13 protein-coding genes and 2 tRNA genes are annotated in these 14888 nt (G+C 56.1%); 7 read left to right on the plus strand and 8 right to left on the minus strand.

The window, feature by feature from the left end:
* Nucleotides 1-9 precede the first annotated feature (9 nt).
* Nucleotides 10-291: a PilZ domain-containing protein gene (locus tag MSL71_RS21355; protein WP_180144630.1), complete on the plus strand. Its 282-nt coding sequence runs from the start codon at nt 10-12 to the stop codon at nt 289-291.
* Between the two features lie 388 nt (nt 292-679).
* Here MSL71_RS21355 and MSL71_RS21360 read toward each other — a convergent pair whose 3' ends face one another.
* Entirely contained in the window at nt 680-1081 is a 402-nt protein-coding gene (locus tag MSL71_RS21360) for a Rieske (2Fe-2S) protein (RefSeq protein ID WP_180144633.1), read from the minus strand.
* A 320-nt stretch (nt 1082-1401) separates the two neighbouring features.
* Between MSL71_RS21360 and MSL71_RS21365 the strand changes: the two genes are divergently transcribed.
* A complete protein-coding gene (locus tag MSL71_RS21365) occupies nt 1402-2400 on the plus strand; it encodes a 4Fe-4S dicluster domain-containing protein (protein ID WP_180144635.1) in 999 nt (332 codons plus the stop codon).
* 388 nt (nt 2401-2788) lie between these two features.
* The gene (locus MSL71_RS21370; RefSeq protein ID WP_180144638.1) at nt 2789-3349 is read left to right on the plus strand and encodes an outer membrane beta-barrel protein; all 561 of its coding nucleotides are present in this window, start codon (nt 2789-2791) and stop codon (nt 3347-3349) included.
* Nucleotides 3350-3494: 145 nt separating this feature from the next.
* Here MSL71_RS21370 and MSL71_RS21375 read toward each other — a convergent pair whose 3' ends face one another.
* The 4 genes from MSL71_RS21375 to MSL71_RS21390 all read right to left on the minus strand — a co-directional run bounded on the left by MSL71_RS21375 (nt 3495) and on the right by MSL71_RS21390 (nt 6777).
* The gene (locus MSL71_RS21375; RefSeq protein WP_180144640.1) at nt 3495-4154 is read right to left on the minus strand and encodes a LutC/YkgG family protein; all 660 of its coding nucleotides are present in this window, start codon (nt 4152-4154) and stop codon (nt 3495-3497) included.
* Nucleotides 4147-5577, minus strand: a complete 1431-nt coding sequence (locus MSL71_RS21380) for a LutB/LldF family L-lactate oxidation iron-sulfur protein (RefSeq protein ID WP_180144643.1) — start codon at nt 5575-5577, stop codon at nt 4147-4149. Before MSL71_RS21380 ends, MSL71_RS21375 begins: the two co-directional genes overlap by 8 nt.
* Nucleotides 5570-6322 (minus strand): (Fe-S)-binding protein, encoded by a 753-nt coding sequence (locus tag MSL71_RS21385; protein WP_180144646.1) that lies wholly within the window; start codon nt 6320-6322, stop codon nt 5570-5572. Before MSL71_RS21385 ends, MSL71_RS21380 begins: the two co-directional genes overlap by 8 nt.
* Nucleotides 6323-6576: 254 nt before the next feature.
* Nucleotides 6577-6777 carry a cold-shock protein gene (locus tag MSL71_RS21390; RefSeq protein WP_180144650.1) on the minus strand — a complete coding sequence of 67 codons (201 nt, stop codon included), beginning with the start codon at nt 6775-6777 and terminating at the stop codon, nt 6577-6579.
* 520 nt (nt 6778-7297) lie between these two features.
* Here MSL71_RS21390 and MSL71_RS21395 point away from each other — a divergent pair.
* From MSL71_RS21395 to MSL71_RS21405, 3 genes are all read left to right on the plus strand, one after another.
* Entirely contained in the window at nt 7298-7714 is a 417-nt protein-coding gene (locus MSL71_RS21395) for a DUF2721 domain-containing protein (RefSeq protein WP_180144653.1), read from the plus strand.
* A gap of 92 nt (nt 7715-7806) precedes the next feature.
* Nucleotides 7807-7998, plus strand: a complete 192-nt coding sequence (locus MSL71_RS21400) for a hypothetical protein (protein ID WP_180144655.1) — start codon at nt 7807-7809, stop codon at nt 7996-7998.
* Nucleotides 7999-8117: 119 nt separating this feature from the next.
* A complete protein-coding gene (locus MSL71_RS21405; protein WP_180144657.1) occupies nt 8118-9557 on the plus strand; it encodes an MATE family efflux transporter in 1440 nt (479 codons plus the stop codon).
* 15 nt (nt 9558-9572) lie between these two features.
* Here MSL71_RS21405 and MSL71_RS21410 read toward each other — a convergent pair whose 3' ends face one another.
* From MSL71_RS21410 to MSL71_RS21420, 3 genes are all read right to left on the minus strand, one after another.
* Nucleotides 9573-13040: a response regulator gene (locus MSL71_RS21410; protein WP_180144660.1), complete on the minus strand. Its 3468-nt coding sequence runs from the start codon at nt 13038-13040 to the stop codon at nt 9573-9575.
* 256 nt (nt 13041-13296) lie between these two features.
* Nucleotides 13297-13383 (minus strand) — tRNA-Leu (locus MSL71_RS21415).
* A gap of 235 nt (nt 13384-13618) precedes the next feature.
* Nucleotides 13619-13705, minus strand: a tRNA-Leu gene (locus tag MSL71_RS21420).
* 167 nt (nt 13706-13872) lie between these two features.
* Here MSL71_RS21420 and MSL71_RS21425 point away from each other — a divergent pair.
* Nucleotides 13873-14811, plus strand: a complete 939-nt coding sequence (locus MSL71_RS21425; RefSeq protein ID WP_180144663.1) for a bifunctional riboflavin kinase/FAD synthetase — start codon at nt 13873-13875, stop codon at nt 14809-14811.
* Nucleotides 14812-14888 lie beyond the last annotated feature (77 nt).

A 14888-nucleotide genomic window follows, 5' to 3' on the forward strand; every position in this document is an offset into this window, starting at 1 on the left:
GGGGAGACCATGAACGAATCAAAGGAGAAACGACACGAAGAACGCAATGAGTTTGATACCCAGGTTGTGTTCACCGATGGGGCTGCCGATCACTACCATGATGCCATGATGTGCAACTTCAGTGAAGACGGCATGTGCTTTGAGTCCGACACGCCCATGGAGCCCGGAACCGAAGTGTTCATCAAAACGGTGAACTTTCCTTCCACCAACAAATGCACGGTGGCATGGTGCCATAAAATCGGATCCGGGGATGACGAAAAGTACGATATCGGTCTCAAATGTGAGATCTGATTGACCATCAGGGAACCGTGATATCGTTCGTGCGGGGTTGAGAAAACAGGCGGTGGTTTTGTTCTGTCGGAAGGGTAAGTTCCGGTCTGATCAGGAGACCAGGCTGCCGCTTCTGTCTCGGAAAATGCAAAAACCACAGCATGGGGGATGCTGTGGTTTTTTTGCGTGGTACGGCCTGGCCTGGCCGGAAAGGGGGACGGCGACCCAACTCGGCTCTCCCGAAGGGCGATCAAAACGAAGCACGGGTGCGAAAATGTCGGAATTGTTTCGGCGGAGCCTGTGAATGATTCCTTGAGACCTGTTTATCAAACGTTTTAAAAGTTTGGCCCCCGGCAGGGCCGCCGGAGGCTTTATTGATCTGAATAGTTACGTTTATGAAATATCGGGGCTAAGAGGCCATGTCTATCACCAGGAAATGGTCCCTGGTTTCGACGGCAAAATGATGAACCGGGCGTTTGGCGGCCCCTGCCACCGGGCTGCCGGAGCAGTCGAAGGTCGAGCCTGAAACACTGCAACACGTCACGGTTCCCGGACTGCTTCCAGGGTCGAGCCGTCGTCCCATGTGGGTGCATTTGTTCTCCATGGCGTGGTAGGCATCTCCTTCTCCGCGGATCACAAAGACCCGTTTATCAAGGCCCTTTCCCTCCAGCCGAATTGCCCCTCCGTGTTCCTGCAGTTCAGGAAGCTTCAACAGGTCCAGGGTCAGCAGGGAGCCGCTTTGTGTCCATGCTTCGGGGTCTGCCGGTAAGCCTGTTTCGCAAATGCCCAGTATTTTTTTGATCAAGCCCACTGTGTCCATCCTTTGCTGTGTAAGGGGTTTCATGTGTGTTGCTCGGGTTTTCTGCTTTATCTCATGATTCGTCACATGGTGCTGCGTGCCTGCCTCCGTGAAGCCTCAGCTTATCCTCTGCGGTGCGCGGACGTCAATTTTAATACTGAAGGGGCTGGCTTCGGGCACGAAATCCCAGGTTGGCTCGGATCCGCATTGATGGCCCGGAGAGTAACGGCATATCTCCAAATTTACATGATGTTTCAAATGCTTCTGTTCGGTGATATGATGCGAAAAATCCCTGAAGGTGGGCAGGAAAAATCCCAAAAGGAGCATAGCACATGACCGAAACCACATCGTATCAACGCTTTGCCGCCAACATGCTGCACCCGGACTCTGTCTATATTCCACAGATTTTAAAAAGCATGATTACTGATCTGCAGGCCGACCTCCTGGTGGCCCTTCCGGGCACGACGGCGGAGCTGTCTGCGGAAACGGGGCGTCCGGAAGCAGACATTGAAGACGATTTGAAAGACATGTTCCGCAAAGGGCTTGCCTTTAAGAGGGAGAAGCCGGGGCAGCCGACACGCTGGCGTGCCCCCATGCACATTGCCCAGTTCCATGATGCGAGCATTGTCTGGCCCGAAGCCACAGAGGCCTTTCTCCGATGCTGGCAAGCCTATATGGAAACCGAGTGGCCCGTCCTTGCGCCCCAGCTCGCAGGGTTTCTGCCCAAGCCGTATACCCGGGTGATTCCCGTCAATGAAGCCCTTTCTCCGGTTGAAAGCACCGTGTTGACATCGGAAAATCTGTTGGAAATCGTGGACAGCGCAGAACAGATTGCCGTCACCAAATGCACCTGTCGCCTGACCATGCAGAAGTGTGACGCCCCCATTGAGGTCTGCCTCCAGATTGGCCGGAGTGCGGCGTATGCGTTGGAGAGGGGATCGGGCCGTGAAATCGATAAAGAAGAAGCCCGCCGGATCATCGATGAGTGTGCCCGGGCAGGACTGGTCCATGTGGCAATGAACACCTCGGATGTGGGACATTTTATCTGCAATTGCTGTGGTTGCTGCTGTCAGTCCTTTTCCATGATGATCTCAGACGATGTCTCCCTTTGTGATCCCAGCCGGTATCAGGCCCAGGTTGATGGGGCGCTGTGCACGGCCTGCGGAACCTGCGTGGACCGATGCTGCTTCAATGCGATCGTTATTACAGAAGGGGAGCATGCCATGGTAGATCAGGAAAAATGCATGGGGTGCGGGCAGTGCGCCATGGGGTGCCCGGAAGGGGCTGTCTGCATGAAAGAGGTCAAGGAACCGTCATTTATCCCCGGTTAACCGCGGGTTCCCATAGCATGAAGGGCGTTCATCCTGTGGATGTGGTGGCGAATTATCTGCGAAAATAAGATAAGTGCTTTAAATGACAGGTTGATGGTGATAATATTCTGTTCGGGTCAATTCCCGGGATTTCCTGTGGTGCATGGGGTACCGTCGCCACACGGGGTGATCTCGCCTCTCTCCATATCATTCTTACCTTACCGATTACGAACGTGAAACAGAGAGCGTGCAACGCGACGTCGAATCGTTGTGCGATATGTGGGGTCATATGGCTCTGAAAGGGCGGCAAGGTGGTTCTTTGGTTTCTAACCGGGGGAAGGGCCGATGTGCATCGTCATGCGTCACCATATCAGATCTTAAACAGAAAATATCAAAGGAGAAAAGAACGATGAAACAGCGAATCAGTGCACTCGTGGTTATGGTATGTCTTGCTCTTTTTGCCTTGCCCCAGGCCGCTGTCGCCGGAGACGACGGCTTTTTCATCGGCGCAAGTCTCGCCTACGCCGAGGTGGGGGCGGATTTTGATTTTGATGATGCCACAAAGGGCGAGTTTGAAGAGAGCGATCTGGGGTACAAGATTTTTGGTGGGCTGAAGTGGGGCCTCCTGGGTGTTGAAGGGGGGTATGTCAACTTCGGCAACCCCGATGGCGATACCCAGGGCAGGAATGGCGATGTCGAGCTGGATGGCTTTGACCTGTTCGGGATGCTGATTTTTGGGCTGGGGCCCGTTGACGTCTTCGCCAAGCTGGGTGGTTTTGTCTGGGATGCCGATTTTTCCGGCGGCGATCTCCTCCACGGCGGTGACGATGGGTTTGATGCGGCCGGTGGGATTGGAGCGGCCATTAACCTTGGCAGCTTCGGTATACGGGCTGAGGTGGAGTATTTTGATGTCAGCGGCAGGATGGACGGTGCGACCATGATATCCACCGGTCTTGTGTATACCTTTTAAGAAAACCCATTGAGGGACGGTGAATGGCAGCAGGGTTGTCATGTCACCACGCGATTTTTTAAACAGGGGTTATGGATAAAAAACGGGCCGCAGCATCCGTGGATGCTGCGGCCTTTTGTTTTTGGAATACCGGGTTCTTAGAGGGCTAATCAATGACAAAGACAATGAGGTCCGTGGGCCCGTGCACACCGAACTGGAGGATGAGCTCGATGTCCGCCGTCTTGGAAGGTCCGGAGATAAGCAGGCTGTTGGTGGGGGCCTTTTTGGACCAGTTCAGTTTTTTGATGGCCTCGGGAAACGAGGTGAAAATCTCTTTGGCCTTGACCAGGGCGATATGAACCGGAGGAACCAGGGAGAGAAGGCGTGGTTCCTGGGGCGTGGGCCAGAGGATCAGGGCGGCGGCCTCGGCGATGCCCCCCATGGTCGTGGTGATTCCGGCGTTGATATCGAACAGCTCGTCGCGAAATTCTTCCACGTCCTGGGTCCAGGGGATGAGATCCGTGGGGTGGGCTTTCTCTTCCCAGCTTTTTTCAAGGATATCCCCGCACCATGTTCCCTGACCGTAGGCCAGGGTGGCAATCTCCCGGGTGCGCAGTATTTTCCGCAGGGCAGGAGCCCACTCGTCCCCTTTGACGCGGTAGACTTCCGATCGCACAGCTTCCATGAGCTCCACAAAGCGGTTGATACGCTTGGCCGGGCTGAGGGCAGGGGGGCTCCAGGTCGGCGCCTCGGGGGTGTAAGCTGCCGCTTCGGCATTTTTGTAGAGGCGTGAGAGGATCCGGGATCTGGCAGACGATCTACTCATGGCGTATTCCCTCCTGTCGAATCAGCTCTTTGAGGCTCTCTTTGGCAAAGACGGGCTTTGTCCGGACACGGGACCAGGTTTTCAGGGGGCCCACCTTCGGGAGGATGCGCCCGGTGATCGCCAGGGTTTTCAGCATGGCCCAGTGAAGCAGGGGAACGGTGTGGGCATACCGCCACCCCTTCCAGACTGCCCACTCCAGGTAGTTGCGTTTTGTTCCATGCCCTGGGACCACTCCGGTGCCTTTTTTCAGGTAGCTCTCGTTTCGCATGCGCCGCAAAAGCTCGGGGATGGGGATTTTGACAGGGCAGACGTCGCTGCAGGCGTTGCAGAGGGAAGAGGCAAAGGCCAGATCCCCCTTGGCCTTGAGCCCTGCCAGTTGCGGCATGAGGATGGACCCGATGGGGCCGGGGTAGGTGGCGTCGTAGGCATGGCCCCCGATGCGTGTGTACACCGGGCAGTGGTTGAGGCAGGTGCCGCAGCGGATGCACTGCAGGGTCCGGCGGAGCTGTGGATCCCCAAGCATCCGGGAGCGGCCGTTGTCCAGGATCACCAGGTGCACTTCTGTGGGGCCGTCTTTTTCCCCTTTCCGGCGCGGGCCCTTGATCATGTTGAAGTAAGTGGTGATGCGCTGGCCGGTGGCCGAACCACAGAGGAGGCGGTACAGGGGCGGGACATCTTCCAGTTTCTCCACCACCTTTTCAAGACCCATGAGGGCCACATGCACAGGGGGCACCGTGGTGCACATGCGCCCGTTGCCTTCGTTTTCCACCAGGCAGAGGGTGCCTGTTTCGGCCACGGCAAAGTTCACCCCGGAAAGGCCCATGTCCGCCGTGCGGTAGTGTTCCCGAAGCACCCTTCTGGCCGTGGCCAAAAGGATGTCCGTGTCTTCGGTGTAGGTGGTGCCGGGGATGTTGTCGGCAAAGATTTTTCCGATCTGTTTCCTGTTTTTGTGGATGGCCGGCACAATGATGTGGGAGGGGGGCTCGTTGTTCAGCTGGATGATGAACTCCCCCAGATCGGTCTCAAGGGCCTCTTTGCCGTGGGCTTTCATAAAAGCGTTGAAGTGCATCTCTTCGGAGACCATGGATTTGCCCTTCACCACCTTTCGGGCACCGTGTTTTTCCATGATGGACAAGACGATGCGGTTGGCTTCGTCCGTGGTCTCCGCCCAGTGCACGGTCATGCCGTTTTCCGTGCAGCGAGCCTCCAGTTGTTCCAGGAGCTCGGGCAGCCGGGTAAGGGTCCCCGCCTTGAGGAGGCTTCCCGTATCCCGGAGGGCTTCGGTGGCCTCCGGGTCGTCAAAAACGGCCATGCGCTTTTGCCTCAGGCTCTGGGTGGCAAACCGCAGGTTGTCCCGCAACTGGGTATCGGCAAGGGCTCCGGCCGCTTTCTGGGCAAAGGTGGATTTTCTGGTTTTATCCATGGATTCGCTCCAGTATGAATTCTGCAATGTGATACCCGGAGACCGGTTTTTTCACAGTCCCCATGTGGCCGCTGATGTTCATCATGCAGCCGCAGTCTCCGGTAAGGTAGGCGGTGGCGCCTGTGTCCTGGATGTCGCGGACCTTGTCTTTGACCATGGCAGCCGAGATTTCCGGTCGTTTTACGGAAAACGTTCCGCCGAATCCGCAGCACTCGTGTTCATTGGTCAGCTCCACCAGGGTGACGTTGGTCAGTTGCCGGATGAGGGCTTTGCTGTCTTCGGTGCAGGCCATTTCACTCCTGGCGTGGCAGGAGCCGTGCCAGGTGAGGGTGACGGGAGGGCCCTTGTCCGTGTAGACGACCTTGAGGCTGTGGCGTAAAAAGGAGGTGAGTTCGAAAATACGTTCGGAAAAACGTTTGACCTCGAAGTACTCGGGTTCGTTCTCAAAAAGAAGGGGATAGTGGATGTGCATCATGCCTGCGCAGGATCCCGAGGGGACCACAATGGGGGCGTTGCTTCCGGAGAAGGCCTTTACCTGTGCCAGGGCCACGGCCCGTGCCTCATCCGGAAAACCGGAGTTGTAGGCAGGCTGTCCGCAGCAGGATTGTTTTTTGGGGTAGATGACTTCCACCCCTTCGCGTTGAAGAAGGCGGATGCCCGCCAGGCCGGCCTTTGGGTAGATCATGTCCGACAGGCAGGTTCCAAAGTAAAACACCGTGGAGGGGTTTTGTGGAAATTCGGTCATGGTATCGTCCTGTATCCGGGATGGATGGGGAAAGTTGGAAGGATCCTGTGAGGGTGAGATGACAGGGGGTGTCGGTCAGGATCAAAGAAAAATCAATGGCTTATTATGCCGAATTGAGGGGTGGGTGTCAATGCGGTGCCGTTGGGTGGCGTGTAACCAGGGGAATTGAGCAGGGGGGAGACGGAGAAGAGAAATTTGAGCAAAAAAAAAGGGCGCCTCGGCTCGAAAGCCGGGCGCCCCTGGATAAGCTAAATCTATACGACAGTTACGTTAACTGCGGCGGGACCTTTCTGGCCCTGCTCGATGTCAAATGTAACTCGCGCACCTTCTTCAAGGGATTTGAAGCCGGTGCCGTTGATACCTGAGTGATGTACGAAAACATCGGGTCCGTCTTCCTGCTCAATGAAACCAAAACCTTTTGAGTCATTAAACCATTTTACGATTCCATTAGCCATAGTGACTTTTCCTTACTTAACTTTGATGATTTAAAGTTGGTTCGATGTTCAGGTATCGCCAAGCATTACATGGATCTTCCTAAATAACGAAACCCTTCGTCCCTTTTGAGACACTGGCGGACATTTTTATCGATCTCAAAGAAAAGGTCAATGATTTTTTTACGATTATTCAAAATATTGGGTCCATTAGGGGTGGGTGGCGTTGTCTGTTGTGGCCCTGGCCTGCTTTGCCGATCTGGTTCTTTTCAGGGTAACCCGTCTGATATTAAACCAAATACGCGTTGGGGTAAAAAACGCCCGGCAGACAGGGGCCTCACAGGCCGGGGCGGCGCACGGCGGAGCCCGAAAAGGGGGATTCTTCTTGATTCCATTGGCACAAAGGGATATGGAGGGACGGATGATCCGGCCGCTCCGGGAGAGGGCTCCAGGGGCAGGGTCGGTGGATCTCCCTTCGGGATGCTGCCTCAACGCCGTTGTGTTTCATCGACACAGCCATGCCCCCTTATACCACGGAGTGCCAATGAACCTGACCACGCCAGCTTTGCTGTTTCCCGCTATTTCCCTTCTGTTTCTCGCCTATACCAACAGGTTCCTTGTCCTTGCGCAGCTGATCCGCCAGCTCCACGACCGGGAAGGGGATCAGGTGAGGGAGATGGTGTACCGGCAGATCAACAACCTCAAGAAACGCATTGCCTTGATTCGCTGGATGCAGGGGCTTGGCGTGTTTGCCTTTATTCTCTGCGCCGTGGCCATGTTTTGCCTGTTTGTTAAGATGGATCTGGTGGCGGAGGTGAGCTTCGGCCTCAGTTTGCTGCTTCTTGTTTTTTCACTTGTGGTGTCTCTTTATGAGATAGCCATCAGCACACGGGCCATACAGATCGAACTCGAAGACCTGGCCATGCACCACCCCAAAGACGAGGCGGCTGATAAAAGGTAAGGGCAGCGGGTGACGGATTTTGGCGGTTTACATCCGCCTAACCGTTATGTATTCTTTGGTATACACCAACATTTTATCCATAGGGAGGGGTTATGTTTTGTAGCGCATCAAAACTGGATGACAAAAAACTTGACGCCATCAAGGCGCTGGAAAGGGATCTCGGCAAAACCCTGGTGGCATACTCCTGCTCCAATCCCGAGCCAACCACCCTCAGCGATGCCGAACTCATGAAGATCAAAGCCCTTGAGGAGAAATTGGCTGTCACGCTGGTTGCCTTTGAATAACCCGTCGGCCTTGTCCGCCGGTTTCAGATGAAAAGCACCTTCCGCATCGGAAGGTGTTTTTGTTTTTGTCCTTTTGCATGTTGCATGCTGTAACCTTCATTATTTTAGTTGTGATGTTTATGACACTCCCCGCACGTACCTCAAACTCCCATGGAGCCCCAAGAAGCCGGAAGGCGGAAGCCTTCTCCATTGCAAGGCTCGCCCTCCCCATTATCCTCTCCCAGCTTTCCGTAGCGGCAGCGGGTTTTATTGATACCATGATGGCAGGGCATTACAGCAGCAATGCCCTTGCAGGGGCTGCGGTGGGCGGCAGCCTGTGCTTTCCCTTTATCATCGCCATGAACGGGTTGATGATGGCTGTAACCCCCATCACGGCTCAGCTGACCGGCGCGGGCCGGAAAGGGGAGTCCGGCCGGGTGGTTCGCCAGGCGCTGTGGCTGGCTCTGTTTTTCTCCCTGCTGCTGTTTGTGGGCATTCGGCACATGGACCCTGTGCTGGCCTTGATGAAAACCACGGATGAGGTGGTTCCCATTATCAAAGGGTATCTTGAAGGGATCTCTTTCGGGTTTCCGGCCATTGCCGGGTACTTTGTGCTGAAGTCCTACGCCGAAGGCATAGGCAGGACCAAGCCCCAGATGATCATCTCGTTGCTGACGGTGCCCTTTAACTATGTGGCCAACGATATTCTGATATACGGGAAATTCGGGCTGCCTGCCCTGGGCGGAGCGGGGTGCGGATGGGCCAGCGGGCTCACCTTCTGGCTTTTTTTCCTGCTGATGCTCCTTTACACCTTGTCCAGCGAGACCTGCAGGGAGGGTAAACCCTTTGCCGAGTTCAGCCTGCCATCTCCGGCCGGTATGGGCGAGCTTCTGGCGTTGGGACTTCCCATTGCCGGGACCATCTTTATGGAGTGCAGCATTTTTGCCTGCATTACCCTGTTTCTGGGGGCGCTGGGGCCCGTGGTGGTGGGCGGCCATCAGGTCGCCCTGAACTTTTCCGGGCTGGTGTTTTCCATTCCATTGAGCATCGGCATGGCCCTGACCATCCGGGCCGGGCACGCGGTGGGGGCCCGGGACCCCGAGGGGGCCAGGTACTCCTGTTTCACCGGGTGCATGATGGCCATGGTGGTGTCCCTTTTTACCTTGAGCTTTACCCTTGGGTTTGCCCGGGAGATCGTGGCGGTGTATACCCGGGACCCCGATGTCACGGCCGTGGCCGTGGACCTTCTTTTTCTGGCTGCCCTCTATCAGGTCTCCGACTCCGTGATGACCACGTCCCAGGGGGCGCTTCGGGGGTACAAAGACGCCAAGGTGACCTTTATCCTGACCTTTACGGCATACTGGGTCATTACCCTGCCCCTGGGCTACACCCTGTCCATGACCGATGCCCTGGTTCCGGCCATGGGGGCACGCGGGTTCTGGCTCAGCCTGATTGCGGGGCTGACGGTCTCCGGGTTGTTTCTCGGGGTGAGGCTGGTGATGGTGAGTGGACGCGCCGTGGCGGCGGGCAGGGCGTGCAGGGCGGCTGACGACGCCGGGGAGGGGCGGTTGGCGGCCTGAGGGAACGTTCTTCTTTCACGACTCCGTCGGCAGCCATTTGCTGAGGATTTCGGCCAGGTCTCTTGGAGAGAACGGCTTTGAGATGAAGTCGTTCATACCTGCATTGAGGCACTTCTCACGATCCCCGGCCATGGTGTTGGCAGTCAGGGCGATGATGGGGATGGCGCGGTTCAGGGCCGTGGAGCCCGATTCGCGAATCTTTCTGGTGGCATCAAAGCCATCCATCTCCGGCATCTGGCAGTCCATGAGCACCAGGTCGTAGGGGATGGATGAAAGGGCCTGGATTGCCTCCTTACCGTTGGCCACGGCATCGGCCCGAAGGCCTAGTTTTTTCAGGATTCCCATGCCCACTCTCTGGTTGATGGCGTTGTCCTCCGCCAGGAGAATGCGACCGTTTTCGGTTTTCATCTCCGGGATGATCTGACGGGTCATCACAGGCCTCCATGTGTTGTCCTTGTTGCCCGCCAGGACCGTGACCAGGCTGTCGAACAGGTCGGACTGGCGAACAGGTTTTGTCAGGTAGGCGGAGAAGCCGATCTCTTCGAGTCGCCGTCTGTCGCCCCGTTCTCCCAGGGAGGTCATCATCATCAGGCGTGTTTCGGAAAACCGGGGGTTCGATCGAATCGCCTTTCCGAGCATCTCGCCGTCCATTTCAGGCATCTGCATGTCAAGGATGGCCAGCTGGTAGGGGGCCCCCTTGTCAACGGCCTCCTGCAGCCGTTCCAATGCAGTCGGCCCGTCCTCCACCTCCTCCGGGTTCATCCCCCATGTGGTTAATTGAATATGAATAATGTCCCGGTTGGTCCTGTTGTCGTCCACCACAAGGATTTTTGTGCCCTGGATGTCGGTGGTGGGTAGCTGTTGGGGCTTCTGGTCCGTCTGTTTGATGAACCGCGTGGTAAACCAGAACTCCGTTCCCTTGCCCGGCTTTGATCGGACCCCGATTTCCCCGCCCATGGCCTCTGTGAGCTGTTTGGAGATGGCAAGGCCCAGGCCGGTGCCTCCGTATTTGCGCGTGGTGGATGCGTCCACCTGGGTGAACTGCTCAAAGAGGGAGTCCAGCTTCTCTTCAGGGATGCCGATGCCGGTATCGCGCACCGTAAAGCGAATCATGGCGGTGTTGTCGGTCTGGGAGTCGAGGTCCGCATGCACCTCGACTTCTCCTTCATGGGTAAACTTGATGGCGTTGCCCGTCAGGTTGATGAGCACCTGGCGCACGCGCCCGGGATCCCCCCTGAGATAGGAAGGCGTTTCAGGTGAGCTTGCGCAGATGAATTCCAGGCCTTTTTCATGGGCCTTAAGGGCCATGAGCTCTCCGAAATCTCCCAGCAGGGAGTTAAGATCAAAGTCCAGTTGCTCCATTTCCAGCTTGCCGGCCTCTATTTTGGAAAAGTCGAGGATGTCGTTGATCAGGCAGAGGAGGGACTCGCCGCTGGTTCGGACGGTTTCGGCATAACGGCGCTGTTCCTCGGTGAGCCGGGTGTCCAGCAGGAGACCGGTCATGCCGATGACGCCGTTCATGGGGGTTCGGATTTCATGGCTCATGTTGGCCAGGAATTCCGATTTGTATTTGGAGGTGACCTCCAGGTCTTTTGCTTTCTGTTCGAGCTCCTTGCGAACGGCTTCAAGTTCTTTGTTCTTCGTGTTGATGTTCTTCTTTTGTTCCTTGAGTTTTTCTGACTGAGCCCTGAGGGCGTCGTTGCTCCGGCGCAGCTTGTCCTGCCCGGCGGCGAGTTCATTTGCCTGCTCCTGGGTCTGCTCCAGAAGGTTCTGAACGGTGATGTGGGACAGAAGGGTGTGAACGGCCACGGCGATGTGTTCTGATGCCAGGTCGAGAAATTCGAGGACGCTGTCGGAAAAATGCCCCAGGGTTCCCAGGACCGTCACCCCGATGACTTTTTCGTCGTGCACAAAGGGGGTGATGGCCATGGCGTGGGGCGATATGTCGCCCAGGCCGGTGTGGATTCTCATGCCGTCGTCCGGTATCCGGTCCAGCAGGATTCGCCTTTTTTCAAGGGCGGCCTGTCCCACCAGTCCCTGGCCGGACTGGAATTCACGGATGGTGCCCGTGGCCGGTGCGTAGGCATAGCTTCCGGTGAGGGTCAGGTCGTTGTTATCGTCGGCAATGTAGATGGCTCCGATGTCCATGTTCAGGTAGGTGGCCAGAAAGGTGATGATGTCCCGGCAAAGGTCGGGAAGCCCCTGGATGCCTCGTATTTCCGTGTTTAGGGATACCTGGCCTTTTTGAAACCATTCCGTCAGGCGGTTTGTCTCTCTGTTTTTTCTCAGGGAGTCCATCATGGTGTTGAAGGCGTCGGCCAGCTCCCCGATTTCGTTTTTGGACGAAATGTGAATGGTCTGTGAGTAGTCCCCGCCCTCCACCTGCTTGGCAGCCGAGGAGAGATGGGCTACGGGGCCCGCAATACGCCGGACGGTGATCACCGCAAAAAGGATCACGAAAACGGCGGTTGTTCCGATGAGGAAAAGGGTCAGCCGTCGCAGTTCGTAAATGCCGGAGAACGCCTCTGTCTCCTCAATTTCTGCGATAACCCCAAAATCGATTCCCTGGATCAGGAAACTGCGATGGATGCCCAGTACCTGGTTGCCGGTATGGCTGGTGTAGATCGATGCCCCGTGATCGTGGTGCCCCATAAGCGGTGCGGTCTGGTCGGTGAGGATCTTTTCCTTGATGAGGCTTTTTTCCCTGTCCAGCACAGAGTTGGACCGCAAGGTGAGGTCCGAGCCCACCAGAAAGGTCTCGGACCGGTTCCCCAGGCCCGTTTCCCTTTGCATGATGGCATTGATGGGGTCGATGAAGAACTGAAAGGTGAGGCAGCCTATTCGCTGGCCGTCGAGGTTCAGGACCGGGGCGGTAAAAAAGCCGCACACCCTGTTTCCCGAGGGCTCGAAGTGCTCGTAATCGGAAAAGACGATCTCTCGGGTCTGAACGCATTTTCTGAAGGAGGCCGCAAGTTTGGTGGCTTTGTATGGGCCGGTAAGCAGGTTTGTGCCGAGGTCCGGCTCCTGGGCCACCGTATAGAGGACGTCTCCATCCTGGCTGATAAGAAAAACGTCGTGGTAGCCGAAGGTGTCTTTGACATGGCGGAGGTTTTCGCCAAGGGAGGCGCTGATGGCGCCCCAGGTGTCCGATGTGACGAAATCCGTAAGCTCTTTTCCCGAACGGCGAAAAGCCGAGACCATCTCCTCGAGCAGGGCGATGTTGGCGAGGGTTTCGGCTTCGAAGGAGAGTTCAGCCAGCATGTGCTTGAAATAGGTGCTGATCTCCTGCGTCTTCATTTCAGCGGCGATTTCAAGGGTTTTCTGGGTCGAAGCCTTGAGGCTTCGGTGGGCTTTGTCGTAACCGATAATGCTCACCAGGGTCAGGGGAACCAGGGCAAAGAGCAGGAATCCGCTTGTGAGGGTTCGTCCCAGCCCGGAAAAGAGGGTGAAGGACTTGCCGGTTTTTGGGGCAGAGGGTGTCATGGGTTTTGATTCTGTCCTTGGGGTAACGGAGCGGCCGACGTATGGAAGCCGGCATGGGCGCATTTGGGCGATGCGTTGGGCGCGAGGGCGCCACATCAGACGGCAAGGATAGGATTACCTAAATATACATGACATTATGCGGAACGGCAAACGGCAAATCCGGGGCGGGGACTTTCCGGCTGACGCAGGGTGCGTGTGGTGTGTGCCGAAAACAAAAAAGCCCCTGCATGTTCATGCAGAGGCTTTTGAATTCTTTTGGTGCCGAAGGGGAGACTCGAACTCCCACGAGATTGCTCTCACTAGTCCCTGAAACTAGCGCGTCTACCAATTCCACCACTTCGGCAATTTGTGAAAAGCGTTATAGCAGCGCTTTGCCCGTCGTTCAAGCCTTTTTGTGCACGTACGGGGACTTTTTTTTGTGGTCGGAGCACGGCTTTCCCGTGGGGATGCCGGATGCCATGTGAGACTCGCGTGTTACCCGTGGCGGCTCCCTGACGTACCCGCAAAGGGCGATCCGTCTCCTGGTGCACAAATCAAAAAAGCCCCTGCTTTATCAAGCAGAGGCTTTTGAATTCTTTTGGTGCCGAAGGGGAGACTCGAACTCCCACGGGCTTGCGCCCACTGGTCCCTGAAACCAGCGCGTCTACCAATTCCACCACTTCGGCAATTTGTGAGAGCGTTATAGCAGCGCCTTTCGGCTTGATCAAGCCTTTTTTGCAAAAAAGGCCCAGGAAAAAGGAGATGGGAAAAACATTGATTTTACCAACAAAAGAATTTATAAATTTCTTTTTATACGCAGTCAAGTTGAAAAATGGAGATATGCTGAAATATCATGGAATTATACGAAGGATTCGAGGGAATCGAGCATCCCTTCCAAAATAGTGTGATCACCATCGGTAACTTCGACGGGGTTCATAAGGGCCACCAGGCACTGCTTGCATTGGCCGTCGACAGGGCGGCACAGATCGGGGGCCGGAGCGTGGCGGTCACCTTTGAACCTCATCCGAAGCGGGTTCTCTGCAACGGTGATCATCCGCCGCTTATCACCATCCATGAGCAGAAGGCCGAGCTCATCGGTGCCTGCGGCGTGGATGCACTCGTGACCGTGCCTTTTACCAAAGAATTTTCTTCCATTGATGCTCGGCGCTTCGTGACGGATCTCCTGATCGGCAAGCTGGGGATGAAAGCCATCATTGTCGGAAACGACTATTATTTCGGACGCAAACGCGAAGGGGATATAGCCCTGATGAAACGGTTCGGCGAAGAGATGAATTTCGATGTGATCACCCCGGAGTGGGTGAACCTGGGGGAGAAGCGTATCAGCAGCACCCGAATTCGGGAGATCATCAGCCGGGGCGAGGTGCACCGGGCTCCGGAACTTCTGGGCCGGTTTTATCAGGTCCGGGGAAAAGTGGTCTCCGGCCGGGACCGGGGCGGCAAGCTCCTGGGGTTTCCCACGGCCAATATCAACCTGAACGACGAACTCTGCCCGGCCTCCGGTGTGTATGCCGTCACCGTGGATTGCAGTCTGGGGCAGTTCCAGGGCGTGGCCAACATCGGCTACAGCCCCACCTTCGATGATCATATTTTTACGGTGGAGGTCCATATCCTGGACTTTTCCGGTGACATCTACGGTGAGACCATCAAGGTCAACATGATCCAGAAGCTGCGAGACGAGCAGAAATTCTCGGGTATCGACGAACTCTCCCGCCAGATCGAAGCGGATATCGACAACGCACGGGTGCTTTTCAAGGACCTCGCCGCCGTCTGATCACGGGCGGACATACGGATTTGACTTGGCTGAAGCCGGGCATCCCCGAAAGGGGTGCCCGGCTTTTTGCGTTTTTG

The organism is Desulfoluna butyratoxydans, from assembly GCF_900699765.1.
GTDB classification, from domain to species: Bacteria; Desulfobacterota; Desulfobacteria; order Desulfobacterales; family Desulfolunaceae; genus Desulfoluna; species Desulfoluna butyratoxydans.

What these genes read in the sequence shown, in the direction of transcription:
- MSL71_RS21355 (WP_180144630.1), top strand. Translation starts at nt 10, where the DNA reads ATGAACGAATCAAAGGAGAAACGACACGAAGAACGCAATGAGTTTGAT.
- MSL71_RS21365 (WP_180144635.1), top strand. Translation starts at nt 1,402, where the DNA reads ATGACCGAAACCACATCGTATCAACGCTTTGCCGCCAACATGCTGCAC.
- MSL71_RS21370 (WP_180144638.1), top strand. Translation starts at nt 2,789, where the DNA reads ATGAAACAGCGAATCAGTGCACTCGTGGTTATGGTATGTCTTGCTCTT.
- MSL71_RS21375 (WP_180144640.1), bottom strand. Translation starts at nt 4,154, where the DNA reads ATGAGTAGATCGTCTGCCAGATCCCGGATCCTCTCACGCCTCTACAAA.
- MSL71_RS21380 (WP_180144643.1), bottom strand. Translation starts at nt 5,577, where the DNA reads ATGGATAAAACCAGAAAATCCACCTTTGCCCAGAAAGCGGCCGGAGCC.
- MSL71_RS21385 (WP_180144646.1), bottom strand. Translation starts at nt 6,322, where the DNA reads ATGACCGAATTTCCACAAAACCCCTCCACGGTGTTTTACTTTGGAACC.
- MSL71_RS21390 (WP_180144650.1), bottom strand. Translation starts at nt 6,777, where the DNA reads ATGGCTAATGGAATCGTAAAATGGTTTAATGACTCAAAAGGTTTTGGT.
- MSL71_RS21395 (WP_180144653.1), top strand. Translation starts at nt 7,298, where the DNA reads ATGAACCTGACCACGCCAGCTTTGCTGTTTCCCGCTATTTCCCTTCTG.
- MSL71_RS21400 (WP_180144655.1), top strand. Translation starts at nt 7,807, where the DNA reads ATGTTTTGTAGCGCATCAAAACTGGATGACAAAAAACTTGACGCCATC.
- MSL71_RS21405 (WP_180144657.1), top strand. Translation starts at nt 8,118, where the DNA reads ATGACACTCCCCGCACGTACCTCAAACTCCCATGGAGCCCCAAGAAGC.
- MSL71_RS21410 (WP_180144660.1), bottom strand. Translation starts at nt 13,040, where the DNA reads ATGACACCCTCTGCCCCAAAAACCGGCAAGTCCTTCACCCTCTTTTCC.
- MSL71_RS21425 (WP_180144663.1), top strand. Translation starts at nt 13,873, where the DNA reads ATGGAATTATACGAAGGATTCGAGGGAATCGAGCATCCCTTCCAAAAT.